The sequence below is a fragment of the Paenibacillus sp. J22P143 genome, assembly GCF_059692035.1.
This window is the reverse complement of sequence record NZ_JCAUAQ010000002.1, coordinates 299,409-325,534: the sequence shown is the minus strand read 5'-3', so window position 1 is coordinate 325,534 and position 26,126 is coordinate 299,409. Positions and strand designations below refer to the sequence as shown.

The window sequence follows — 26,126 nt, the reverse complement described above, 5'->3', positions numbered from 1 at the left end:
TTTCGGGAACCGAAAACTTTTACTTTCTAATGTGGTCAAAAATAAAAGCCTATCCGAGGGATAGGCTTTTACATTTCATCCATTAATAGGCAATACGTTTCCCTTTGATAAATGTTTTTTTCCAATATGGTTTGTTAATATTCGTTATTTGTACCCCATCCTTCGGCTTAGGTGACGAATGAAGCATCTGATTATTTCCAATGTAAATACCAACGTGCCCGACTGTTTTGTTTGTTTTGAAACGTCCGGGAACATAAAAAAACAGCATATCACCTTTACGCAACGATTTCCGGGAGACAAAAGTGCCTAACGTCGCTTGTTGACGAGCTACCCGCGGCAGCTTGATACCATATTTCCCGTAAATATATTGCATAAATGTTGAGCAATCGAATCGTCCAGTTTGTGGATATGGACCCGTACCAAACTTATATTTGACGCCTAGATATTGCTTTCCTTTGTTAATCATGGCATTGATATCGATATTCTTCAGAACCGGCACGGCTTCTTCTTGCTCAAACTGAGACCAGACTTGTAGATCATCTGTTGTACTATTCGGCATCATTGCCGGATTTGCGCCTGCTCCATTGTCTTTGAAAGGATCAGTAGGATCATCAGCGAAATTCAACTCTGGCGAATTGTCATTCGCGCTAACGGTATCATCTTCATTTTCGATGATCGCGATAGGGGATGCGTGAATAATTATATCATTGTTTCTCACTTCATAGGACATATCTTCTTGAAACAAATCAGCTAAACCGGAGACAGGTAAATAAGCTGTAGAACCCTCCTTCACAACAGGCTGACTTAATTGAATGTCCTCACCATCCAAAATCGCTTTATTCGAGTTCATGATCAATTGAAAGTTGGCATCATTATCGCCAAACATCAACTTTTTCTCCGATTCTTCCCATTCTGATTGAAATTTTAACGTCTTAATGAGATCTTGTGCAGACACATAATTCACATTGCCAATCTGCTTCATCGGGAGAACGGCATCATTACTCGCAAGCGCAATAATTTCCTTGCCTGCTTGTGACAGGCTCTTCGTACCCGTGTTGCCTGGGCCTGTAATCCCTGTCGGACTCTGCGACGGTGATACAGTTGGCGGACTCGCATTTTCCTTCCCACATGCTGTCGTAATCGCCAGCGCGACGACCATACTTCCTATTGCTGGTACCTTTAGCTTACTCCACATGAATTTTTCTCTCCTTAGGGAACACATTATTATCCTTAATAGAGTGAGACAACTGGCATGTAAATATGCAATCAGTTCGCTCAAACTGTCTTGGAGTATGTTGGAAAGATAGACGGATATTGCAAAGAAAACACAGTCTAAATGTGGAATACCTACATATATTTGTTCAAGAAGGAGTGATGGTATTGGGTATTTTCAGTGGATTATTAGGAAATTTATCGGAGGTTTCTGTAGAGGAGCTAACGAAGCAGTACGGTGTATATCTAATGCCAAATGAAACCATTTCTACAGGCTTCAAGTTAGTGAGAGATTCTTTCGTTATCACTGACGAACGTATTATCCTGATTGATCACCAAGGTGTTACTGGCAAAAAAACCAAGGTTTCTACCATTGACCTAGACTCGATCTATGAAGTCTCGATGGAATCTGGCGGTACAGGCTTTGATGACAGCGAGTTAATCATCCATTACATAACATCACCTTATTACAAAGCGAACAACATCTCTACCGCGGCTTATCGCTTTGAGTTTAAGAAAAAGTTCAATATCCAATCACTCTATGTTGCTCTCCAATCGGCAGCGACACAGAATCGCAAGCGAATGAACGGTTAGCCTACGAAAAAAGCGTCCCAGAGAAATATCTCTGGAACGCTTTTTCTATTATCAGGAGATTAACCGATACTGCCTTCCATCTCGAACTTGATGAGACGGTTCATTTCCACGGCATATTCCATCGGAAGTTCTTTGGTGAATGGCTCAATGAAGCCCATAACGATCATTTGCGTAGCTTCTGCTTCGGTAAGACCACGGCTCATAAGGTAGAACAATTGATCCTCAGAAACCTTGGATACTGTTGCTTCATGCTCAAGCGTAATGTTATCGTTCAAGATTTCATTGTAAGGAATTGTGTCCGATGTGGACTCGTTATCCAAGATCAACGTATCGCATTTGATGTTAGCTTTGGAACCTTGGGAATTACGCCCGAAGGAAGCCAAACCACGGTACGTTACTTTACCGCCATGCTTGGAAATCGATTTGGAAACAATCGTCGATGTTGTATCTGGTGCCAGATGCGTCATTTTCGCGCCCGCATCTTGATGCTGACCTTTGCCCGCAACAGCGATGGAAAGAACCATCCCTTTAGCTCCGCGGCCTTTAAGAACAACAGCTGGGTACTTCATCGTAAGCTTGGATCCGATGTTACCATCAACCCACTCCATCGTTGCTCCTTCTTCTGCAACCGCACGTTTGGTAACGAGGTTGTAGATGTTAGGTGCCCAGTTTTGGATCGTTGTGTAACGAGCACGGGAGTTTTTCAAACATACGATTTCTACTACTGCGCTATGAAGGGAGTTTGTGCTGTAGATTGGAGCTGTACAGCCCTCAACGTAATGCACGAAGCTATCTTCATCCGTAATAATCAATGTACGCTCGAATTGACCCATGTTCTCGGAGTTAATACGGAAGTAAGCCTGCAAAGGCACTTCACATTTCACGCCTTTTGGTACGTAAATGAAAGATCCACCTGACCAAACTGCACTGTTCAATGCTGCAAATTTGTTGTCAGCAGGAGGAATGATTGTTCCGAAATACTGTCTGAACAACTCTGGGTATTCACGAAGAGCTGTGTCTGTATCTGTGAAGATAACACCTTGATCTTCAAGCTCTTTTTGCATGCTGTGGTAAACAACCTCGGACTCATACTGAGCGGATACACCAGCTAGGAACTTCTGCTCTGCTTCAGGGATACCAAGCTTGTCGAATGTTTCTTTAATTTCCGTTGGAACTTCTTCCCACGTTTTACCTTGCTTTTCTGATGGACGAACATAGTACTGGATATCATCGAAATCCAAGTCATCCATGTTTCCGCCCCAACGCGGCATTGGCATTTTGAAGAATTGCTCAAGTGATTTCAGACGGAATTCCAACATCCACTCTGGTTCGCCTTTAATTCTTGAGATTTCTTCAACGATTTCACGAGTCAAGCCTTTACCGGATTGGAAAATGGATTTGTGCTCATCTCTAAAACCATATTTGTAATCCTCTAAATCTGGCATTTGTTTAGCCATGGTTGATTCCTCCTTAACGTTCTCTTCCTTACCTATAGTTACCTATTCCATCGCAAATGCGTTAGTTATCGGTCTTATGAGATTGTTCAATCCCTTTGCGAAGAGCGTTCCACGCAAGAGTTGCACATTTGATCCTGGCTGGGAATTTGTTCACCCCAGATAGGGCTTCAATGTCTTCATATTCGAAATCGACAGGTTCGCCCTTCATCAAGCCAGAGAAATCATCGGCCATCTTCAGTGCTTCCTCGATGGTTTTGCCTTTGACTGCGTCCGTCATCATGGATGCAGAGGATAAGCTAATCGAGCAACCCTCGCCTGTGAATTTCGCCATTTTTACGATACCCTCTTCAACCTGCATCTGAAGTGAAATTTTATCACCACAGGTTGGGTTGTTTAGATCAATCGTAACAGACTCGCCGGACTCAAACTTCCCACGGTTGCGCGGAGTTTTATAGTGATCCATAATTACTCTACGGTATAAATCATCCAATTGCATCGCCGAAGTACTCCTTTGTTTTCTGTAAGGCCATCACAAGACGGTCTACATCATCTTCCGTATTATATAGATAAAAGCTCGCACGAGCTGTGCTGCTAACTTCTAACCATCTCATAAGCGGTTGGCAGCAGTGGTGACCGGCACGAACTGCAATGCCCATTGAATCCAGCACGGTTGCTACGTCATGTGGATGAACATCTCCAAGATTGAAAGTTACAAGTCCTGCACGATTCGTGGTAGGCCCGTAAACAGCTAGATCTTCGATCTGCATCATACGATCCAATGCATAATTCGTAAGTTGAATATCATGTTTATATATATTATCCATGCCGACTTCAGTTAAGAAGTCGATTGCAGCGCCAAGCCCAACCGCTCCTGCAATGATAGGCGTTCCGCCTTCGAATTTCCACGGAAGTTCTTTCCAGGTTGACTCGTAAAGATCGACATGATCGATCATTTCCCCGCCAAACTCGACTGGCTCCATGTTATTTAACAAAGACTTCTTCCCATACAATGCCCCGATTCCGGTAGGACCACACATTTTATGTCCAGATAGCGCATAAAAGTCACAATCCAAATCTTGCACATCCACCTTCATATGCGGTGTGCTTTGCGCACCATCGACCATGATTTTGGCACCATGCTTATGTGCAATACGTGCGATTTCTTTGATCGGGTTGATGACGCCTAGCACGTTGGACACATACACAATCGAAACGATTTTCGTACGATCGGTAATCGTGTTTTCAACATCTGCAAGGGATATGGATCCGTCAGGCTGTAGCGGAATATATTTTAAAATGGCGCCTGATTTCTTAGCAGCTTGCTGCCAAGGGATTAGGTTGCTGTGATGCTCCATCGGTGTAAGGACGATTTCATCGCCCTCACGAAGGACCGATTGTGCAAAGCTTGCTGCCACAATATTAATAGCGGTTGTCGTGCCTCTAGTGAAAATAATTTCCTGCTCACTGGCTGCGCCGATGAACTTAGCCACTTTGGCTCGAGCTCCTTCATACGCATCCGTTGCTCGGGAACCTAGGGTATGAACCCCGCGATGAACGTTAGAATTATCCCACTCGTAATAATGCTTCAGTGCTTCAATCACCTGAATTGGCTTCTGGGAAGTAGCAGCACTATCCAAGTAAACCAGAGGATGACCGTTCACTTCTTGCTTCAGAATGGGAAAAAGTTCACGTATCTCGGCAGGTATCATTGTCCTAGCTTCCTCTCCACTAAGCTTTGCAGCTGTTCTTCAACGCTCTTAACTGGAATTTCGGAAATAACTGGTGCCAAGAATCCGTAAATAATTAAGCGTTGAGCTTCTTCCTTCGTAATTCCACGGGACATCAGGTAGTGAACTTGTTCTGCATTCACTTGTCCAACGCTCGCTGCATGACCAGCTTTAACATCATCTTCATCAATCAAAAGAATCGGGTTCGCGTCTCCGCGTGCTTTCGGGCTAAGCATCAAGACTTTCTCAGTCTGTTGACCGTTACAGCCTTGTGCACCTTTTTCGATCTTCGTGATCCCGTTGATGATCGCTGTAGAGCTATCACGCATAACCGCACGAGTAATCATATCGCTTGTAGACGCTTTGCCCCAATGAACAGCGCGAGTCGTCAGATTTAGTTTCTGTTCGTGCGTACCCACACAGATAATTTTCGCATCGGAGTCGGACCCTTTACCTTTGAGAATGGATGTCGTATCGGACATCGAATTCCCGTAGTTCAATTCACCAACAACCCAGCCGATTCGGGAATCATCTTCAAGAATCGCACGGCGATACGTGAGATCAGTTACAGATGTTTCCAAGCTGTGAATGGATGAATAGCTTACGCGTGATCCTGGTTTTGCAAACACTTCAACGATTCCGTTCTGTACAAGAGCTGCGTCACCAACAGAGGACACAAAGTTATCTACATACGTCACGGAGCTGAATTGTTCGGCAACGATCAGAACATGCGGTGCAAATGTAGCTTCTGCATCATCTGCTACAAACAGTGCTTGAAGCGGAATATCAACGACTACGTTTTTCGGAACGTAGATGAAGATACCGCCATTCCACAATGCCGCATGTAAAGCTGTCAGCTGATTTTCATTCGCTTGAACAGCTTTCATGAAGTAAGGCTTAACCAAATCTCCATGCTCACGAATCGCTGTTTCAAGATCAGTGAAAATAACGCCTTGCTTTTTCAAATCCTCAGACACTTGGTTGTACACGATACCGGAGTTGCGTTGCACAATCAGGTTATCGGAATTAGTTAAACCTTTAGTCACTTCAGGAAGTGCATCAAGTGAACTCAAAGTTGCTTGCTCTTTATAGGAACCGTAAGCTGAAATGCTCCAACGGTCGATTCTTGTTTTTTCTAGTATAGGTAATTCCAACGAACTCGCTAACGCTAACCCTTCTGTACGAAGGGCTGTCATCCACTCCGGCTCTTGCTTGCTGCGGGAGAGCTCGATAACAGCGTTAGAATCGATGGAAAGTGTTGTTTTAGTGCTCATGATTTCCTCCATTTATAAGTATCTTTGACCCTAAGATCAAAGTCTCTCATCTCCTAGTACTTCGGCCCTGGCGTGTTCATTGGTACTTTGAATTCTTCCGTATCTTGACCAACAGTTTCGTCAACGATGCCGAGTTCTTCTTTGATCCAGTCGTAACCTTCCGCTTCCAGACGCTCAGCAAGCTCTGGACCACCGGACTTCACGATACGGCCTTGCATCATAACATGTACAAAATCAGGTTTAACGTAGTTCAGCAAACGTTGGTAATGCGTGATGATCAAGAATCCACGCTCTTCGCTGCGCATAGCATTCACACCTTCAGCAACGATACGCAATGCATCGATATCTAGACCGGAGTCGATTTCATCAAGGATAACGAATTTAGGCTCAAGCAAAAGCATTTGAAGAATCTCATTACGCTTTTTCTCACCGCCGGAGAAGCCCTCATTCAAGTAACGGTGCATGAACTCAGGGTTCATTTCCAGTTGCTTCATTTTCGCTTCCATTTGACGGATGAATTTGATCAATGAAATTTCGTTACCTTCACCGCGGCGAACATTCATTGCACTTCGCAAGAAGTCAGCATTCGTTACGCCAGTGATTTCGCTTGGGTATTGCATCGCCAAGAACAAGCCAGCGCGTGCTCTCTCGTCAACTGCCATTTCAAGCACATCTTCGCCATCTAAAGTGACAGAGCCTTCTGTTACCTCATATTTAGGGTGGCCCATTAACGCGGATGCCAATGTACTTTTACCAGTACCATTCGGCCCCATGATCGCGTGAATTTCGCCGCCTTTGATTTCTAGGCTAAGACCTTTCAAAATTTCCTTTCCTTCGATGGTCGCTTTCAGACCGTCTATTGTAAATGTTGATGAATTTGCCATTTTCTTTAAGCCTCCATAATGTTTGAGTGTACTTGATTGATGACAACCACATGTATTGATTATCACTGATTCTCATTAGAATAATTCTATTATAACTTACTGTTACAAATCAAGAAAGGGCATTCGCGTGAAAAAGGAGATCGATTTGTGAAATACTACGTAATTTTTACGCCAAAGTACGTTTAATTTCAGCAACTTGTACGGTAAATTCTTCCTCATTCAACACAGGGGTCATCGCGGAATCATCCGGCACGGATGCCCCCAGCTGTATCCATGATTTGCAGCCAATATAGGCCTGTTCGATCTCAATTTGAACCGGTTGATTAAGCGTATATACCCTTAAAATCATTATATGCAGCGGGTTTTTACGTTTCCACTTCAAACGCTCTTCTGTGAAATTTTCTGTCCAAATATGAAATGGAAATAACTGATTTAGCTGTTCCTGATCGCTCACTTCAATATCTTCAACCATCCGGGCAAAGGAGCTGATCGTCACATGTGTATCTTCAGCGCTCCAATTAACCAAAGTTTCATCGATAACCCCGCGATATTGCTCTTTCAGTAGTTCTTTTCTCTGGTGCTCATACGTTGGATAGAGAAAGAAATCATTCGATTCCACTTGGAAATCTCTTGTTTCTTCGACAATACCTCCCTTGCGCATAATAAAAATTTGCGAACCCGTTTCTAGTGCCTTGACCGCTGATGCCCATTCCTTTAAAGCCATACCATGCCCCATGACGCCAACTCCTCGTTCTCCTCATTAATCCATCTATTATAAATAAACTTTCTAAGCAAAACAAATGAAAATCGACATATTTCAGGAAAAATAAAAAGGAACGGCGCAATAATTCGGCCATTCCTTCTTCCTACCACATAAGAAAGTATAAGTTTTCGGTTACCGAAAATAGCTTTCTTATTGGCGATAAAACCTACCTTTAAACGCGGTCGCTCATCTTCGAATGGCTGCGATAGAGGTTTTCTCATTTCTCTTATTCAGCGTAATTCGCTTGCTCTATTCGGGTAAACTGTTCTTGATTCACTTTCATTGGGTTCGGATCGCGGGTAGTGTCAGGCGTATCTGCATGAGAAGCCAACCATAGGAAAACTGTAGTTATCACTACGGCAACAATGACATTCAGGATTTTCATTATCCCACATCCTTCGAAACCATTTTGTCTCTAGGATATCTGGTTTTCATTATGGGGATGTTTGAGCGAGTTGAAGATTGTGTAAATTGTACACGTTAATTTACGGTTATTTCGTGGATTTTATGTAAAATAACCGACATTTATGAAAAGTGTATTTCATGCGGAATCAATTTGTCTTATACTAGGTAAAGAATATTAATACTCAGTAAATTAGTTGGATTTAATTCCAATCACTTAAGATTACGCTTACGAAGTCAGTTTTCTGACGAAAACTTTTAGGAGGCACGTTTATGTCCACTTATCATCCGTTATCGGAAGCGCAAGCCATCGAATACGCACGACGTATTCCGCAATTATTTCATGCAGGTGCTGATCTAGCCAGCCAAGAAATCGGAGATGGGAATTTAAACCTCGTATTTCGTATAACTGAAGCTGCTACAGGAAAAAGTATTATTTTGAAGCAAGCTCTTCCTTATGCCAAAGTGGTTGGGGAATCTTGGCCGCTGACGCTTGACCGCGCGCGTATCGAGAGTGAAGCTTTGATTATTGAAGAAGGGCACGTTCCAGACCTTGTTCCACATGTGTATGCTTACGATGCTGATCTTGCCCTGACGGTCATGGAAGATTTGAGCGATCATGTCATTATGCGCAGAGGTTTAATTGAAGGCAATCAATACCCGCTATTCGCTGAGCATATCGGGCGTTTTCTAGCTAATACCTTATTCTTCACTTCGGACTTAGGCAAAAATCAACAAGAAAAGAAGATCCAGCTGGGACGCTTCATCAACCCTGAGCTATGCAAAATTACCGAGGATTTAATCTTCGATGATCCTTATCGTGATGCGGAAACGAACAATTTTGAAGCATCTATCCGTGATGTAGCCGAACACCTATGGGCAGACAAAGAACTTCACTTCGAAGTTGCGATTCTGCGCAACAAGTTCTTAACACAGGCGCAAGCTCTGCTTCATGGCGACTTGCATACGGGCAGTATTTTCATCAAACCTGATTCTACGAAAGTCATTGACCCTGAATTCGCCTACTATGGACCGATGGGCTTCGATATTGGCGCTGTTCTTGCCAACCTCCTTCTCAACTTTGCTGCACAAGAAGGTTGGAGCAAGGATGAAGTAAGCCGTTCCGCCTATCGTGCTTATTTAACTGAAACGGTTAAGGATGTATGGACTCATTTCGAACAAAATTTCCGTACGTTATGGAACGATCATGGGGTAGATCGTGTTTTTACGGCTCCAGGTTATCAAGATTATTTCATGTCTAAATTGCTGCGTGATACGGTTGGATTCGCAGGCGCCAAAATGGTACGACGCGTAATCGGGCTCGCCCACGTCGCTGATATTGATAAAATTGAAGATGCTGCAGCGAGAGAACGCGCTCAGCGTATGGCTTTAACGATCGGCACAGCCAGCATTCGCGCGAACCGTCAAGTTACATCGATTGATGAGCTAATTGCAATCGCAACACGAGCAGCAGAGAGAGGTTACGTACTATGACGACAACGAACAATGTAGAAGATAAAAACCAAGAGCATGGTGCTTTGCAATCCTTGCGCTGGAATGGCCAGCAGTTGGATTTGCTGGATCAGCGACTCCTTCCGGAGGAGATTGTGTATTTGCCGTTGGAGACACCTACCCAGGTGTGGGAAGCGATTCGGCACTTAAAAGTTCGCGGCGCACCTGCGATTGGGATCGCCGCCGCGTATGGGGTGTACCTCGGCATCCGCGGCGGCGATGCTACGGTTGATGGGCTTCTGGCGGAAGTCCAGAAGCAAGCGGATTACCTGGCGACGTCACGTCCGACAGCGGTGAACTTGTTCTGGGCGCTTGATCGCATGCGTGCGAGAGCAAGTGCTTTGGCAGCCGAGGGCGTGAGCCCGGATGCGTTCAAGGCTGCGCTTCTAACAGAAGCGCAAGTCATTCAGGCGGAGGACGAAGACACCAACCGCCGGATTGGCGAACATGCGCTCACGCTGTTCGAAGATGGGTTCGGCGTGCTGACACACTGCAACGCCGGCGGTTTGGCAACCGCCAAGTACGGCACGGCGCTAGCGCCGTTCTACTTGGCGAAGGAACAAGGGATGAACATCAAAGTGTTCGCCGATGAAACACGGCCCGTGCTGCAAGGCGCGCGGCTAACGGCTTTTGAACTGCAGCAGGCAGGCGTAGATGTCACGCTGATCTGTGACAACATGGCCGGCGCGGTCATGGCGAAGGGCTGGATTCAAGCGGTCATCGTGGGAACGGACCGTGTTGCTGCAAACGGCGATGTAGCCAACAAAATCGGCACGTACAGCGTAGCTGTGCTGGCTAAAGCACATGGCATCCCGTTCTATGTGGCAAGTCCATTGTCCACCATCGACTTGAACACGCCGACTGGCGGCGATATTCCGATCGAGGAACGCCATGAGGACGAGATCACGCAAGGCTTTGGCAAACGTACAGCACCAGCTGGTGTGAAAGTGTTCAATCCTGCGTTCGATGTGACGCCGAATGAGTATGTCACCGCGATTATCACGGAAAAAGGTATCGTTCAAGCTCCTTACGGTGAAAATCTGCGCAGGCTTTTCGAATAGACCTAGTACGGGCTTTTCGGATTCGAAACGGGCCTTAAAGCGATCTCCTAGAAATTAAATGTAGTTTTGTTTTTCCTGTTAGTTGATTGGTGCTTGGTTGCTTGCTTACTCGTATTTCACTAAAAAGAGCTGTCCGGAAGTAGAGAAATCTACTTCCGAACAGCTCTTTTTGGGTTCTAGATGATGCTCGCGTGCAGGGGCAGGGGCAGCCTATTTTCACGATAGGCATTGGGGGTCGTTCCGTGCGCCTTTTTGAACACATAGTGCAAATAATTGCTGGATGTGAACCCGCTGCGCTCTGCAATCTTTTCTAAAGTAAGCGTTGTTTGGTGCAGCTCACTGCACACGAATTTGAGACGTACTTGTTCCAAATACTCGCTAAACGACACATTCGCCTTCTCTTTGAAAATACGTTGGAGCTGCCGCGAACTAATTTGCACCCGATCAGCTACTCCCTCTAACGTAAGGGGACGGTGAAAATTATCAGCCATGAACTGTATAGCCATCTGGTAGCGATAGCTTTTCATATCACGGGCAGGCAGGTTCACGCCCTGCTGGTCCGGTCTATAGGCACTTACTGTCCTTAGCAGCATCTGAACAATGGACTGTTTAATAATCGTATACTGTCCCAACTGATTGTTCCGCCAAGCTTCATAAGCAACGAGGAAGCATTTCATCGCCTCATGGCGATCTACAGCCGGAATATAGGGCAGCTCACCTAGCTGTCCGATGCAGGCTTCCGCTTCTGCGATCTCCCATTCCTCGCCCCAACCAGGAGTAGTCATAGAAGAACCTGCTTCCTCCTTCTGAGTAAGCTTCACAATATCCACATGGAGACATAGCTCCCCCATGGCTTCAAGCTCATCCGCTTCTTGCCGATGGATGACGCCGGGGGCTGTGACATAGAGCAGTCCTTCATGGAGTGGATGTGTAATCCCATCCAGAATGACTCTCCCTTTGCCGCAGGGGATATAGTGAATTTCGTACTCGGAATGCTGATGATAATCAACGATTGCTCCTGCTGGAAAGGAGGTCAGGTGACAACGCAATACCCGAAGTCCGTAAGCCCCCCAGCGGAAGCTTAATTCCAGGCGATCTAAAGCCATCGGATTTTCTAGCATGGGTTCGAAGTAAAAGGGTTGACTCATACCGGTAAACACCGCTTCCTTTCCAGCTTCTAAACATTAGTTAACCAAGGAATCCAAGCGGACTTGGCTTTTGCTTGCAACTGACAGATTTGAAGCTTCCATAAGCTTCGTTAAGTCCACAGCCAATGCGATATTTTCAGTGGCTTTGGTGCCATTTTGAATATGTGATACCCATTGATCGAACGCAGTCGGCTTAGCCTCTGGAATAGACTCATAAGCCACCCATTGTCCCGCCGCTTCTTCTAGCTTGTTCGTACGCAGCATGACACGTCCATCTTGCTCGGAGTACAATACACTGCCTGCTGTGCCATGAACTTCAATGACAAAAGGTGAGAAAGCATTCACAAAGCCCGCTTCAACAATACCCAATGCACCATTCTCATATTGGAGTAACGATACGGCATTATCTTCAACTTCTCTACCCGTCACAAAGCCATAAGAAGCGCTTACAGCAACAGGTAAACCTAGGAATAAACGATTGAGATACATGGGATGACAGCCAAGATCGATTAGAGCTCCGCCACCACATTGCTCGGCATTGTAGAAATGCTGCGGCAACCAACCATTGGGATTCGCAGTGGTAGAAATTCCGCCATTATGAGAGAGTCGCGTGCGGACAAGTGTAATTTGACCCAACAGCTCTTTCTGGGCAATTTCTTGGATTGCAAGCGTAGATGGTGAATTCAAACGCGGTAACGAGACCGTTAAGGTTACACCTGCTTCCTCCACAGCTGCGAGGATCTCATTCACTTCGCGAAGCGTAGGAGCAATGACTTTCTCTGTGAAAATATGTTTACCTGCCTGTGCGGCAGCGATGATTACATCTCGGTGAAGATTTGTTGGTGTATCTACAACGACTGCTTCTATTTCAGGATTTGCTAAAAGCTCTTCGAGACTTGCGTAGAAGGTTACACCTCGCTCTTCGGCTTCTTGCTGACCTCTTTCCACAATCTCGTCCCAAATCGCGACAATTTCAGTATCTGGGTGTTCGTTTACCTGTTTTGCATAATCCTTTGCATGTACGTGCCAGAAGCTCAACATCGCTACTTTCATCCTAAAAGACCTCCAAATAAGTGACTTGGCTTCATTGTATCATGGGGTTGAATGCGGATAAATTTCAAATTGACGACAGTTGAAGGTGCAAAATTGCGACATCCAACGAATATGATCTTATTCGAACATTAGGATAGAATGACTGTAACGTCAAGCATTTTAATGAACCGTTTAAACTTGATAATTCCAATGTGAATAGTATACAATTAATGGATTGTTCTAATTCCATACAAGGAGTTGATTTCGCATGTTATTCACACCTTATACAATTGCCGACATAACCCTCAAAAACCGCATCGTTATGTCACCCATGTGTATGTATGCTTCTGACGATTCCGGTGAAATCAAAGACTGGCATCACGTTCATTATGCTACACGGGCCGTTGGCCAAGTTGGGCTTATTATACTCGAAGCAACTGCAGTCACTGCGCAAGGGCGCATTTCAACGCGAGATTTAGGCATCTGGGAGGATACTCATATCGATGGCTTGAAACGTGTTGTCTCATCCATCCATGGTCATGGCGCACATGTAGGCATTCAGCTAGCTCACGCAGGCAGAAAAGCAGTTCTTGATCCCCCGATCATAGCGCCATCTGCCATTCCTTTCTCAGATACGTTCAAAACGCCTACGGAAGCTACGATAACGGACATTAAGGATACGATAAAGGCCTTCGCAGATGCGGCTGATCGTGCCAAGCAAGCTGGCTTCGATGTGATTGAAATCCATGCAGCGCATGGCTATCTCATCAATGAGTTCTTATCGCCAGATTCGAATCATCGCCAAGATGCGTATGGCGGTGACAATGAGGGACGTTTCCGCTTCTTGCGTGAAACGGTTCAAGCCATTCAAACGCGCTGGGATGGTCCGCTGTTTGTCCGTATATCAGCTCATGAATATGTAGAAGGCGGTCTTACGCCTGAGGATCATGTCTACTTCGCCACGAAACTGAAAGAGCTCGGCGTCCATCTGATCGATGTCAGTTCTGGCGGCAATGCGCCGGTAGTGCCAAATACTTTCCCAGGCTACCAAGTTCCATTCGCCGAAGAAATTCGCACCAAAGCTACCATATCTGTAGGTGCTGTCGGGCTTATCACGGAGCCGCAGCAAGCGGAAGAAATTCTTCAAAACAACCGCGCGGACCTTATTTTCCTGGGCAGGGTCCTATTACGTGACCCGTATTGGGCCAGATCAGCTGCTCAAGACTTACGCGTTGAGCTTACTCCACCAGGGCCTTATCAACGAGGTTGGTAAACGAAGAAACCCCACTTGGACATTTGGTCCTAGCGGGGTTATTTTCATTGGTTTACTTCGTGACTGGTACCGTATGATAATATTCTTCCATCGTCAAATTCTTCGATTGAATTTCCTTCGCAATGTCTGTTCCTACATATCGCAAATGCCACGGCTCATATTGATAGCCCGTAATGGAATCTTTCCCTTGGGGATAGCGGACTATGAAACCGTACTCCCAGGCATGCTTCCCTAACCACACAGCTTCCTTCGTTCCTGCAAAACAATCCGATGCCGCACATGTCCCGTTGCTGCCCGACACATCGATGGCAAGCCCTGTTTCATGCTCACTTGTTCCGGGAACCGCGCTGTATGTTTTCGCCTTTTCTAAGCCGTCTTTTTTCACATAGCTGTCAAAAAGCGCTTTCTGTGTTGCATGCGAGCGATACGCAGAAACACCTGCTAAAGGGATACCATCCTTTGCCGAGCCAGCGAAAAGCTTTTCAATCGCGTTAGCCGCATCTTGTCGCATTTTACGTTTTTCATTTTTTTCTGAAAACGTAAATGCAATGTTCGGATAAACAAGATCCGTCGGCTCATAGCTCGATGGCAGCATATTTTGCTTATTAACAAGAACGGTTATGCTCTCTGGTCTAGCGATTACTTGCATCACATCATTCTTAGGCGGAACAATGCTTGCCGCTGGAGAAGCTGTTGGTTTAGCAGAAGGCTTAGGCGTAACCGTAGGCGAAGGGGTCACTGGTGTAGTAGGAATCGCTTCTGCACTTGGTGAAACCGTCGTTGTTGGTGTTGCTGCCACTGTTGGCGTAGGCGAACTGCTAGGCGTCACTTCACTTTTATTCCCGCAACCTGCCAAGATGGATAACGCCATAAAAACGGCGATGGATACTTTCATTTTGTCTTTCATTTCTTGTCGTCATGCCCCCTAGAAGTTGTAAAAGCCTATCAAAGTAATAGACCGCTTTTGAGATGAAAAAGTTTCATACCTGACGTGATTTTTCAACAGATGAGAAAAACTTCTATCGAAGTACTTCGAGGATGAGCGACCGCGTTTTAAATGTTGTTTTTATCGCCAATAAGAATTTGTGTTTCCGATCCCCGGAAACTTAAATTCTTATGTGGTAAAAAAGGCTGCATTTAGGTTGAGCTCCTAAATCGCAGCCTTCTCATATTTTATGCGGAACGGGTTCATGTTTCAAGTTTACTTCTGACTAGCGACGATGGCTTGTTCCAAATCATAAATAATATCCTCAATCGCTTCTGTTCCAACAGATAGACGTATAAGTCCAGGAGATACACCCGCTGAAGCTTGCTCCTGCTCATTTAATTGCGAATGTGTTGTGCTTGCAGGATGAATGATTAATGACTTAGAATCTCCTACATTCGCCAAATGAGAGAATAGCTCCACTGCGTGTATCAGCTTCTTCCCCGCTTCTATGCCGCCTTTAATGCCAAAACTCAAAATCGCGCCTTGCCCCTTTGGTAAGTATTTCTTAGCTAATGAGTACGAAGGGTGGCTTTCTAGACCAGCATAACTTACCCATTCCACTGAATCATGGGATTCTAGATATTTCGCAACCTGTAGGGCATTGGAGCTGTGACGCTCTAGTCGCAAATGCAGGGTTTCCAAGCCTTGAAGTAAAAGGAATGAGCTGTTAGGGGACAGCGACGCTCCCAAATCTCGCAATAATTGCACGCGTGCTTTGATAATATAGGCGATTGGACCGACGGCTTCCGTATAGACAACGCCATTATAGCTTGGATCTGGCTTCGTCAACCCTGGGAATTTGCCGCTTGCTGACCAATCGAACTTCCCTCCATCAACGATGACTCCACCTATTGTCGTACCGTGACCTCCAATAAACTTGGTCGCAGAGTGCACCACAATATCGGCTCCATGCTCGATGGGTCTAAGCAGATAAGGACTTGGGAACGTATTATCCACGATAAGCGGAATACCATGTTCATGAGCAATTGCCGCGACGGCTTCGATGTCTAGGATATCCCCTTTGGGATTGCCGATAGATTCGGCATAGATGGCTTTCGTTTTCTCAGTAATGGCACTTCGGAAATTCTCAGGATTGCTAGAATCTACGAACTTCACCGTGATCCCTAATTTAGGTAATGTATTGGCAAATAAATTATAAGTTCCGCCATATAATGCTGAAGCAGACACAATTTCATCTCCAACCTCGGCAATGTTCAAAATCGAAAACGTGATGGCCGCTTGACCTGACGCCACAGCTAGCGCGGCAGGCGCACCTTCCAGTGCGGCAATGCGTTGTTCAAATACATCTGTCGTCGGATTCATAATCCGTGTATAGATGTTGCCGAATTCCTTGAGCGCAAATAAATTAGCAGCATGCTCCGTGTCGTTAAACACATACGATGTTGTTTGGTAGATTGGGACCGCCCGTGAATTGGTCGTAGGATCAACCTTTTGACCTGCATGAATCGCTAGTGTTTCCGGTAAGTGTTTACGTTCAGAATTTGACATCAGCATGCCTCCTAGGATAATCGTTCGATTAGTAATGGTTCCAGTAACCATAATATCTAATTCCTACTGGATTAGTAGCTTTGATTGTACTGGAAATTTCTACCTGAAGTCAATATGGAAATTTGGACAAAAGAAAGCCCGCAATCGAAACCATCTTCGATTACGAGCTCTCCTCATGCTTTGTCCTGCGGTAGAAGAATAATGCGTCCATTCTCCATCTCTACGCGAACTTTATTCGTGCCGGCAGCACCTATGGATTCAAGGTAGTTAGCTGGAATTTGTAATCTGCCTGCCTTGTCAACGACAGCATACTCAACATGTGAATCCTCTTCCGAAGAAATGATCCCCTGCTCCAGCTCCAGCAATTCTTCTTGATAGGATTTGCGTCGCAGTATTTCGGAGGAGGTTTTACCGTCACGAATCGCAACCACACGGTCTACCTTCTTCGCCAGAAGCGGATCGTGCGTAACGATCACGACAGTCAACCCGAAGTTACGATTCAACTCACGAAACAAATCTAAGATCTGATTCGCCATCTTCGTATCGACGGATCCTGTCGGTTCATCCGCCAGCAAGAGCCTGGGCTGATTTGCCAGCGCAATCGCAATCGCGACACGCTGCTGCTCCCCGCCGGAAAGCTCATTCAGCTTGTTATTTCTCCGATGGCTCAACCCTACAGCCTCCAATAAATCCATAGCACGATAGCGTTTGCGCCGTCCCTGCAGCAGAATAGGCAATTCCACATTTTCCAATGCCGTCAAATAGGGAATCAGGTTGCGGGCATTATTTTGCCAGACAAAGCCTACGGTTTCTCGCTTATATCTGACCAAATCGGATTCCTTAAACTTCAATAAATCCTTCCCATCCACCGTCAGATTCCCTGCCGAAGGTCGATCCAGACCGCCCAGCATATTGAGCAGCGTCGATTTCCCACTGCCGCTATTGCCGATAATGGCCATCAGCTCACCCTCTTGAATATGAAGGTCAAGCCCTTGCAAGGCAACCACTTCAAGATCTGCCGCTTTATAAATTTTAACTAAATTTTCACAATGAATCATACTAATCCTCCCCAAGCTTTACGGCTTGATGTATCTTAATTCTGGAGAGCATCGTACCGAGCAATAGGAGTCCCGTCCCGATCATGATCGTAACGATGATATATAAATGCAGTTGATCTCTCGGATCAAAGCTGACTTGGAAAGGCGGCACTTGGCTGGATGAATCGAATGTTAATTGGAACAGAGGAACGAACAATCGGCTAGCTGTATTCCCTGTGATCATACCAATCAGTACAGCTGCTCCTGATGTAAGAAGTTGCTCGGCGACTAGCATTCCGATCAATTGCCGATAGGAAATTCCCATCGCACGAAGCACGCCAAATTGTAGAATCTGCCCATATAACGAGAGTAGCCAGTATAGCAGAAATCCTATAAAGCTGATGCCAATCGCTATCAAGAATCCGAGCGTCATGACGCCATTCACTGCCAGTTGGAAGGGGTCATTCTTAGACCCAATCACCATCATATTCGTATCCACTAAATGAGTGACCTTCATATGCTTTTGTTCCAGCGCTTCATATAAGGCTTGACTCGTCATCCCCGGCTTTAGCTTTAGCCACACATCATAAGGCTCTACAGCTAAATTATTTTGGATATAAGAAAGATGTCCGATGACAAGTTTCGGTGCGTCCACTTTACTTTGCTTTGACGCATCTGTTTTGCTCACCGAGCTTGTAGAGGCCGTCAATATCGGATTCGGATTCCAGCTGGGCCAATAATCGATAATGCCATAGATGACTGCCGTAGCTCCCTCCACATCATTCCAACCGATCCGAACCGCATCACCCACTTCGGCTCCGGTTTCTTCGGCAATGGACCTAGAAATCAATACGGCTTTGGAATCCGTAGCCAACACGTTCAAATAGTCATAGAAATGATGATCTAGCAAATGGTCACGGAACCAGGCTGTTCGACCGAAATCATCGGTATCAATCCCCATGAGTGTTGCTTTTTTCGTATCCTTACCAAGTGCGATATAAGCATCATTCTTTTGAAATACGCGGGCCGCTGTTTCTACGCCTGTTAATTGCGTGAAAGGCATGAATGGCGGCTCTACATATTGGACCCGTTTCTTCCCCCCACCTTCGCTTCCTTGCGGTTTCGCTTCACTGGAGGGTCCTGGCGGACCTGTCTGTGGAGGAGGCGCATCATTATCCCATGCCGTTTGCAAAACAATATCGGATCCATTCTTATAATGGATTTTCTCTTCCACATTCTTATTCATCGTTCTTGCTGCGCTCGCGCTAAAAATGCCTGTTGCCAGTGTCATAATGATAAATAGCATAATGAATTGATATTGCGTGGTTGATCTTCCCACTTGCAGCAGCGTTGAATATAAATAGGCTGGCCACCAATTGCGACCGACGGCGTAGATCAGTTGAATGACCAACGGATAGATCCTCAGCAGGAAAAGACCCATTGCGAATATGAAAAAGGCGGGCACGACAAATAATAGTGGATCAACCTTCATGTCCATCGAATCTAATCCTAGCGCAATCAGATCATCCATCCGGCGATTAAAGCTTTGCAATAAATAGATAGAAACAATTAAGAGGATAACATCCAGATATATTTTATGAACAAAAGAAAGCTTATTCTTCCTCGCAAGTGTTTGTTTATGACCAACAATGCTCACACGTGTAGCCAGTACAGCGGGGATGAGCGTCATACAAACCGATGCGATGACAGCGATCAAACCATATTGATAGGCCTCTTCATTCAGCTTCACTTCCATCGCAGCACGCTGGACGAACGTCAGAAAACCATTCGAAGCACCCAAGACCTTCGTTAATTGAAGCCCTACAAAAGGACCGATTAGCAGGGCAACTCCACCGAGTAGAATGCCTTCGATCACATATCCAATCAAAATCTGAGCTCGGCTTGCTCCTCGACTTCGCAATACGGCGATTTCTGTTTTCTGCCGTTCCGTAATCAAATTAGCGACCATGAATAAATAGAAAGCAAGTAAAATACATACGGGTACGTTCAATGACCAAAGCAGAATACGGAGCTTCTTCTCTTTGTCCCCATAGGATTGCAAGGTGGTGATCGTTGGATTACTAGATGTAAAGGTTTCTAAATTTCGACTAAAATAAGACTCCAGTTCTTTGTATGTCGCGATGTAGGTGTCTATGCCCTCTAACTTCAATTGATGATAATCCAAAGCATGATTCCAATAAGAAAACATATCCGTAAAATTGCCGTTCTTCGTAAAATCTTGATCAAATAAGGCATAAGGAATGAAAAATCTTGAATTCGTATCATTCATCTTATTGGTCGTCCAGTACATATCAGCAAAATCTGCTCGATCAATCACAGCTACTGGTTTAATTCGAATGCTATTCTTCAAATCATTGCTCACGATGGTTAATTCATTGCCAAGTACGATTTTCTGCTTCGTCAACAACTCTGGAAATACCCACGCCTCATATACACCGTCCACGATCTCATTGGAAGGCATGACGCCATCTACAAGCCGAATATGCTTTTCCAAATCCGTCATGGCAGCTATTTCGCCATACCGTCTTACTATGGGATCTATTTTACTAGGATCGCTGGGTGTAAGATCAAAAGTCTGTGTACTTCGGGTTATCGTAGAAACGAGAATCGGCAAACCAAAGCGCTTGATCTGCTCGGTTACGATGGTATCCGTTTCTGCTAATCGTTTATCTCCATCTTTGGATTTGGCAAAATAGGCGTGATTAGTCACTTGTCCTGGATATTGAAGTGTTTGGGTCTGTTGAACTTCCAAATCTTTGATCAACATACGTTGCAAAATGGCATGCGTATAAATCGGCATCGAGCTGGCAAGGGCAACCGATATAATTAACCCTATTAATAAACTGAGCTCTAACCAACGGTTCTTTGCCATTTTACGGAGAATCATCAGAAATAAAGCCATTGTAATCCTCCTAAGCGTTTTGCTTTAGCAAAACTAGCATCGTAAGCATAAGCTTTAAAGCGTGCTAATTATTTAAAATGAGATTCTGACCTTCCTTAAGCCCCGTTCGGATTTCCACTTCCGTAGCGGTGACAAGCCCTTTCTCAACATCGACTTCTTTGCGGCTTTCACCATTCAGCACTTGCACATAATCTCGACCTAGATAAGACCGAAGACCTGTTCTTGGTATGACGATGACATTTTCTCGTTTCTCAACGTTGATCGTCATGTCACCAGATGCACCAATCTCTGCTCCTTCTGCCCCCTCCGGGATCCCCACGATAATCGTTTTGGCATTTCGTTCGGCTTGCGGCTTATTATCGGTTGGAGGAGCGCTTGAAGGGGTTTGCAGTACTTTGCCTTGTACTACCTTGTCATTGGCACCAAACTTCACGTCTACATTCATGCCTACTTCAATACCCGAAAGCGTACTGCTATCTGATGATTCATAAAAGAGTTGCAGCTTGGTAGGGTCAGACACGACGACAAGTGTACTGAAGGCATCTACGATCTTACCTTCCTGTGCATCCGTCACATAGGTGACGACGCCACCAGCCTCTGCCGTTATTCTCGTTTTCGCCAATTGCGTTTGAAGGGCTGCCAGTTGCAGCTGCGCAGCTTCCACATCAATGGCCTTGAGACGAATCGTTAACTCTTGATCGGGGGAAGTTTGTTTGGCTTGTAAGCTAGCGATCTGAGCTTTCTCCAGATTTAATTTCTGAAGCGCAATCCTCGTTTCTAAATCACCTTTTTCCAACTCAACCAACACATCACCCTGTTTCACGATATCGCCTGATTTGACACGCAATCCAGCTAAGCGAAGACCCGACTCTTTAAAATAATAATTGGTCGTTTTACTCGACTTAAACGTCGCAATTGCACTGACCTTCCGCGTAATAGTGCCTTTTTTCACTTCATACAGCTCAAAATTTTCTTTGACTGGCTTAACTAAAGGCGGCTTCAAGGCTTCTTCTTCTTTCGGCAGCAAGGAGCAGCCAGCAAGTATGAATATCGCCCCGGTGATAAGAACAAACCTCGAAGCGATTCTATTAACCTTCATCGACAATGGAACCATCCTCCAATGCATAGACTTCATCTACAATTTCCATGATCGCCAGATCATGCGTAGTCAAAATAATGGTCATACCTTCCTGCACCAAGTCCTTGAATAATTTGAGGATTTGAAGCCCCATTCTACTGTCTAACTCTGCCGTAGGCTCATCTGCCAAAATCAGCTTAGGTTTGTGAGCAATTGCCCTTGCTATCGCTACTCGCTGCTGTTCGCCGCCAGAAAGCTCATAAGGTCGATGCTTCATTCTCGACTTCAAGCCCACGAAATGGAGTGCCTCTTCTGCTAATGATTTATATTGACTGGGAGGAATACCCGAAATGCGCAAACCAAACTCGACATTTTCGTAAGCAGACATATAAGGCACTAAGGCAAACGATTGGAAAATGAGCCCGATCTGCTTCCGTCTGAGTTCATTTCGCTTGGATTCGGATAGCGTGCTGATCTCCATCCCATCTAGGTAAACAGCACCTTCCGAAGGATGGTCCAAGGCTCCTATGATGTTCAGCAAGGTTGTTTTACCAGAACCGGACCTTCCACGCAATGCCACTAGTCTACCTCTGGGAATCGAGAGATTCGCTCCACGCAACGCATGAACCGCTCCTGGTCCCTTCCCAAATATACGTGTGACACCAATAGCTTGCACCATGGGCACCTGAACCTCATGCATAGTCAAAGTTAACACCTCATCTTTACGCTAATCTCGTATCTTCTCTATAAATGTAAACCTTTACATAATAAATAAACAGACCGCCTTTGTTGGAAAAGGTGTCTGTTTGTTCGTTTTCTCTTATCATCGCTTTAAAAAGGCATGCGGTTCTAATTTTGCTTCTCGAACTCTTTCGGCGAACAGCCCACAACACGTTTGAACGTCTTTGCAAATGTTTTGGCATCAGGAAAGCCTACCGCATCCGCTACTTCATATACCTTCATTTCACCCGATCGCAGGAGGCGCTTCGCTTCTTCCATACGGATTCGTGTCAGTGTTTCACTCAGCGACTCGCCCATTTCTTTACTGTATAAATCACTTAAATAGCTGCGACTGAGCCTAACATAATCGGCCATGTCCGAAGTGCTGATGGGCGAGGCATAATTCTCCTGCATATAGCTCAGCACCTTCCGGATAAACGTATTGTTTGAGCGAGTCTTCAAATCGTTTCCTAGCGCCACCGGGTTGTCCATGAGCATGCGCATCGCTTGAATTAGGAGCTCCGTTACCTGTTCAAAGCTTGCGCAATGACGCATCGCTTTGTTATGAACGAACAGCTCCTCATAGCGTTCAATCTCTGTGTAGCCGCGTTCGCGCGCATATCCAGCAGCTAACGCAAGCAGCTCCTGGATAAAAGACAACACCGTATCCTTCTTCGGGCGCTGCTCCCTCAGTCTCGCGCACAGAAGCTCCGCGTGATGCAAGTACCCTTCGCTGTTATCGTGTACGATACAGCGCAGCAGGTCGCTGCGTATGTCATATGGCAGCGCTTCGGTTGCCCTGCTTGCAGCCTCTGGCGCAAGCACAATTCGGCGATTCCGGCTCACGCCGTAGAATCGCTCATGCAGCTGCTGCTCGTGTAACGCCGCAGCAGGCTGCACATCTTGGAGCCGGCGAAGGACGACGCCGGCTCCAATGAACCAGTCCGGCGCGTGCGCCAGCCGGACCTGCGCTGCGCGCTCGAGCGCTGCGGCAGCAGCGAGAGCGTCGCCGTCTGCTGCTGCCGGCATGAGCAGCAGCACACTGTCTGCGGCCAGCGGCAGCGCCGCGAGGCAGCCTGTCCAGCGCCAGCCTGCGGCAGCGCCACTGGCACCGGTATGCAGCAGCAGGCTGACCAAGCTGCTGTTGTCACTTCCTGCGCCGTTGCTGCCTCCGGCGCTGCTCGCAGCACCGAATAGCTCTGCCTGCAGCGAAGCTTCATCAACCCCTGTCTGCAGATATGCCTGCAGCCGATTCGATAGCTGCATCTGCAGCGTTGATGCAAGCTCAAGCTCCCTAATCCCTTGTTCCCTCCGCTCAATGAGTTGAATTTCGAGTTCTCGCTTCACGCCAAGCAAAATGTCGATTAACGACTCAGGCTCCATCGTTGGTTTAAGAATATAATCCTTAGCCCCCAGCTTCATCGCTTCTTTCACATAGGTGAAGTCATCCATACAGCTCAATACGACGGCGCTGATCGGTCTTGAACATTCTTTTAGCTTACGAATTAACGCTAAGCCATCCATGCGCGGCATAATGAGGTCGGTGATCACGATGTCGATATGCAAGGCTTCCAGAAGCTCGCAGGCCTCCATACCATCCTCTGCATCACCTGCGTAAGTGAAGCCATGCTGTTCCCAATCCACCAACTCGCGCAAACCTTGCCGAATGATCGGTTCATCATCCACAACAAGTACATTCATCTTCACTTCACTCCTCGCCATGATGGATCGGAAGAAACATCCTAACCGTAGTTCCTTCACCAGGTTTACTACTAATATGCATTTTAAACTCAGGCCCATAGATCAGCTTAATTTTCTCCCGAATATGTGAAATTCCAACGCCGCTCATTCGCTCCTTCAGCATGCGATCAGCTTGTGCTCCTCCCGTTGCATGCATCGCTTTCCAGCCAGAGCTGCCTTCTTCGACTTGCATCCCAATTCCATTGTCTTCCACCTGGCAGAATAAGAGGTCTCGATCTAACCATGTCCGAATCGTAATGGTTCCCTCTCGCTTGGTTGGCCCGATTCCATGAATAATCGCATTCTCCACAAGCGGCTGCAGGAGCATCCTCGGAACTAAACAGCCTAATGTAATCTCATCCACATGCGTTTCTATCTGAATGCGATCCCCGTAACGAAACCTTTGAATTTCCATGTAGTCATGGGTCAGTCCAATTTCATCACGCAATGTGATAAAGTCCCCTTTTTTACCTAAGCTAGCTTGCAAAAGACGAACTAATGCACTAACGACCTCTGAGATCTGAGGCGTCTTATGAATTTTGGCAACCCATTTTATCGTATTCAATGTGTTATAGAGGAAATGCGGATTCAACTGATAATGGAGCGCTTCCATTTCAGCTTCTTTCTTCAAGGATTCTTCCCGCTTCACCTGTTTAATGAGGTCTTCCAAACGGTTCAACATTTGATTATAGCTCTGCCCTACTTGTGTCCACTCTTCGGAACTCTTAGTAGTCCAATAGGCTCTCAGATCCCCCCGCTCGGCGCGGTTCATTAATGCTTTGAGGGCGTAGAGCGGCTTCGTCACAGATGAGATGTAAAGTAAGAGAGAGCCTAAACTAAGTGCGATTACTAAAGCAACTAAAGCAATAAGCCAGGAATGAAAATGTGGAAATGCTTCACCGTTCATTGACAGTGGAACTTCATAAACCGAAATCCACGGCGTTTCTCCGATGATCTCAACCTGCTTCGCGGAACGAATTGTCATTTTATCTATACGGATTAGGTCCTGCCCCATGCCTTGCAAATCCCCGATGTTGGCCCCGTTACGGTAGACAATCCTTTTCTCTGCGTCCATGAGCACATAAGATTGAGAACTGCCACTCTTCAAGGATAAAGTCTTCCATAATTCATTCATGTTCAACCAAAGCGTAACGCGTCCAAGCTCCAGCATGCTAGACTTGTCAATCATCAACTCCGAATAGGTCATGAGATAGGCGTTAAGTCGACTTGACTCTTCACCTAATGGCTCAAAGCTTTTGTTCGTGCTTTTCTCTCGTGCAACAAGTGCCCCATCCACTTCCCCATTATGCGCACATAGCGTTCTATTGGAAGCCTGGACCGATACGCATACCTGCTCAACATAACGATTTTGGAATGTTTGCTCGGATAGCAAGCTATTCGTATAGGTACTCAGTTCTTTGGCAGCTTGTGAAGAAGCATCTTTGAGTTTGGCAAAAGAAAGGATGCCATAATCTTCGGCATGTCGATGTGTCGTTTCTTTTACAAAACGCAATTCCTGTTGTAGTCCCTTGATGATTTGATCATGTTGTTGATCCAAGGAACGCATAAGCTCTTTCTCTCTGTAGGATGAGAATTGCTGATTGCCAACATAAAGCACAAGCAACAAAGGTAGGGAGATCGCCAAAAGTATATAAAGAAATACACGAAGTTGAAATCGGTTAAGTAGATGAGTGAGCAGTGATGGCATAAGTCACCTTTCGTTTCGAATGGTTTGGTTACCTCATTGTCCATCATAGCATATTGGAATTTTTTCCATCTTATTTTTTTGATG

Annotated in this window: 22 protein-coding genes; 4 read left to right on the top strand and 18 right to left on the bottom strand. The window is 45.8% G+C overall.

The genetic code is table 11. The features are described 5' to 3' along the window. Positions 1–82: 82 nt before the first annotated feature. The gene (locus AC58PQ_RS05225; RefSeq protein WP_497240906.1) at positions 83–1,195 is read right to left on the bottom strand and encodes a C40 family peptidase; all 1,113 of its coding nucleotides are present in this window, start codon (positions 1,193–1,195) and stop codon (positions 83–85) included. A gap of 185 nt (positions 1,196–1,380) precedes the next feature. Here AC58PQ_RS05225 and AC58PQ_RS05220 point away from each other — a divergent pair, with 185 nt between their 5' ends. Beyond that, entirely contained in the window at positions 1,381–1,806 is a 426-nt protein-coding gene (locus AC58PQ_RS05220; protein WP_497240905.1) for a PH domain-containing protein, read from the top strand. A 59-nt stretch (positions 1,807–1,865) separates the two neighbouring features. On the opposite strand, the gene sufB is transcribed toward AC58PQ_RS05220, so the two are convergent. The 7 genes from sufB to AC58PQ_RS05185 form a co-directional block, all read right to left on the bottom strand. Beyond that, positions 1,866–3,263: a Fe-S cluster assembly protein SufB gene (gene sufB / locus AC58PQ_RS05215; RefSeq protein ID WP_056624188.1), complete on the bottom strand. Its 1,398-nt coding sequence runs from the start codon at positions 3,261–3,263 to the stop codon at positions 1,866–1,868. Positions 3,264–3,324: 61 nt separating this feature from the next. Then, the gene (gene sufU / locus AC58PQ_RS05210; RefSeq protein ID WP_497240904.1) at positions 3,325–3,759 is read right to left on the bottom strand and encodes a Fe-S cluster assembly sulfur transfer protein SufU; all 435 of its coding nucleotides are present in this window, start codon (positions 3,757–3,759) and stop codon (positions 3,325–3,327) included. Then, positions 3,746–4,972, bottom strand: a complete 1,227-nt coding sequence (locus AC58PQ_RS05205; RefSeq protein WP_497240903.1) for a cysteine desulfurase — start codon at positions 4,970–4,972, stop codon at positions 3,746–3,748. The genes sufU and AC58PQ_RS05205 overlap by 14 nt, the downstream gene beginning before the upstream one ends. Beyond that, a complete protein-coding gene (gene sufD / locus AC58PQ_RS05200; protein ID WP_497240902.1) occupies positions 4,969–6,264 on the bottom strand; it encodes a Fe-S cluster assembly protein SufD in 1,296 nt (431 codons plus the stop codon). The genes AC58PQ_RS05205 and sufD overlap by 4 nt, the downstream gene beginning before the upstream one ends. 53 nt (positions 6,265–6,317) lie before the next feature. Then, entirely contained in the window at positions 6,318–7,148 is an 831-nt protein-coding gene (sufC, locus tag AC58PQ_RS05195) for a Fe-S cluster assembly ATPase SufC (protein ID WP_497240901.1), read from the bottom strand. Between the two features lie 166 nt (positions 7,149–7,314). Further along, positions 7,315–7,884 carry a DUF1802 family protein gene (locus tag AC58PQ_RS05190; protein ID WP_497240900.1) on the bottom strand — a complete coding sequence of 190 codons (570 nt, stop codon included), beginning with the start codon at positions 7,882–7,884 and terminating at the stop codon, positions 7,315–7,317. 253 nt (positions 7,885–8,137) lie between these two features. Next, a complete protein-coding gene (locus AC58PQ_RS05185; RefSeq protein WP_497240899.1) occupies positions 8,138–8,296 on the bottom strand; it encodes a hypothetical protein in 159 nt (52 codons plus the stop codon). 290 nt (positions 8,297–8,586) lie between these two features. Between AC58PQ_RS05185 and mtnK the strand changes: the two genes are divergently transcribed. Both mtnK and mtnA read left to right on the top strand, forming a co-directional pair. Beyond that, on the top strand, positions 8,587–9,807 hold the full coding sequence (mtnK, locus tag AC58PQ_RS05180; protein ID WP_497240898.1) for an S-methyl-5-thioribose kinase: 1,221 nt from the start codon (positions 8,587–8,589) through the stop codon (positions 9,805–9,807). Continuing rightward, a complete protein-coding gene (gene mtnA, locus AC58PQ_RS05175) occupies positions 9,804–10,886 on the top strand; it encodes an S-methyl-5-thioribose-1-phosphate isomerase (protein ID WP_497240897.1) in 1,083 nt (360 codons plus the stop codon). Before mtnK ends, mtnA begins: the two co-directional genes overlap by 4 nt. Before the next feature lie 176 nt (positions 10,887–11,062). Here the strand turns inward: mtnA and AC58PQ_RS05170 are convergent, their stop codons facing one another. Both AC58PQ_RS05170 and AC58PQ_RS05165 read right to left on the bottom strand, forming a co-directional pair. Continuing rightward, complete coding sequence (locus AC58PQ_RS05170; protein ID WP_497240896.1) at positions 11,063–12,034, bottom strand: cupin domain-containing protein; 972 nt, start codon at positions 12,032–12,034, stop codon at positions 11,063–11,065. Between the two features lie 36 nt (positions 12,035–12,070). After that, positions 12,071–13,087: a Gfo/Idh/MocA family protein gene (locus AC58PQ_RS05165; protein ID WP_497240895.1), complete on the bottom strand. Its 1,017-nt coding sequence runs from the start codon at positions 13,085–13,087 to the stop codon at positions 12,071–12,073. 247 nt (positions 13,088–13,334) lie between these two features. Here AC58PQ_RS05165 and namA point away from each other — a divergent pair, with 247 nt between their 5' ends. Further along, positions 13,335–14,339 (top strand): NADPH dehydrogenase NamA, encoded by a 1,005-nt coding sequence (gene namA / locus AC58PQ_RS05160; RefSeq protein ID WP_497240894.1) that lies wholly within the window; start codon positions 13,335–13,337, stop codon positions 14,337–14,339. Between the two features lie 52 nt (positions 14,340–14,391). Here namA and AC58PQ_RS05155 read toward each other — a convergent pair whose 3' ends face one another. The 8 genes from AC58PQ_RS05155 to AC58PQ_RS05120 all read right to left on the bottom strand — a co-directional run bounded on the left by AC58PQ_RS05155 (position 14,392) and on the right by AC58PQ_RS05120 (position 25,952). Beyond that, positions 14,392–15,246 (bottom strand): M15 family metallopeptidase, encoded by an 855-nt coding sequence (locus AC58PQ_RS05155; protein ID WP_497240893.1) that lies wholly within the window; start codon positions 15,244–15,246, stop codon positions 14,392–14,394. Positions 15,247–15,540: 294 nt separating this feature from the next. Then, positions 15,541–16,836, bottom strand: a complete 1,296-nt coding sequence (locus AC58PQ_RS05150; protein WP_497240892.1) for a homocysteine synthase — start codon at positions 16,834–16,836, stop codon at positions 15,541–15,543. Positions 16,837–17,009: 173 nt separating this feature from the next. Next, positions 17,010–17,894 carry an ABC transporter ATP-binding protein gene (locus AC58PQ_RS05145; protein ID WP_497240891.1) on the bottom strand — a complete coding sequence of 295 codons (885 nt, stop codon included), beginning with the start codon at positions 17,892–17,894 and terminating at the stop codon, positions 17,010–17,012. Position 17,895: 1 nt separating this feature from the next. Next, positions 17,896–20,796, bottom strand: coding sequence for an ABC transporter permease (locus tag AC58PQ_RS05140; RefSeq protein ID WP_497240890.1), 2,901 nt, complete (start codon positions 20,794–20,796; stop codon positions 17,896–17,898). A gap of 64 nt (positions 20,797–20,860) precedes the next feature. Further along, positions 20,861–21,895, bottom strand: coding sequence for an efflux RND transporter periplasmic adaptor subunit (locus AC58PQ_RS05135; RefSeq protein ID WP_497241295.1), 1,035 nt, complete (start codon positions 21,893–21,895; stop codon positions 20,861–20,863). Then, positions 21,885–22,574 carry an ABC transporter ATP-binding protein gene (locus AC58PQ_RS05130; RefSeq protein WP_497241294.1) on the bottom strand — a complete coding sequence of 230 codons (690 nt, stop codon included), beginning with the start codon at positions 22,572–22,574 and terminating at the stop codon, positions 21,885–21,887. The genes AC58PQ_RS05135 and AC58PQ_RS05130 overlap by 11 nt, the downstream gene beginning before the upstream one ends. A gap of 149 nt (positions 22,575–22,723) precedes the next feature. Further along, positions 22,724–24,295 (bottom strand): response regulator, encoded by a 1,572-nt coding sequence (locus tag AC58PQ_RS05125; protein ID WP_497240889.1) that lies wholly within the window; start codon positions 24,293–24,295, stop codon positions 22,724–22,726. Between the two features lie 7 nt (positions 24,296–24,302). After that, positions 24,303–25,952 carry a sensor histidine kinase gene (locus tag AC58PQ_RS05120; protein ID WP_497241293.1) on the bottom strand — a complete coding sequence of 550 codons (1,650 nt, stop codon included), beginning with the start codon at positions 25,950–25,952 and terminating at the stop codon, positions 24,303–24,305. Positions 25,953–26,126 lie beyond the last annotated feature (174 nt).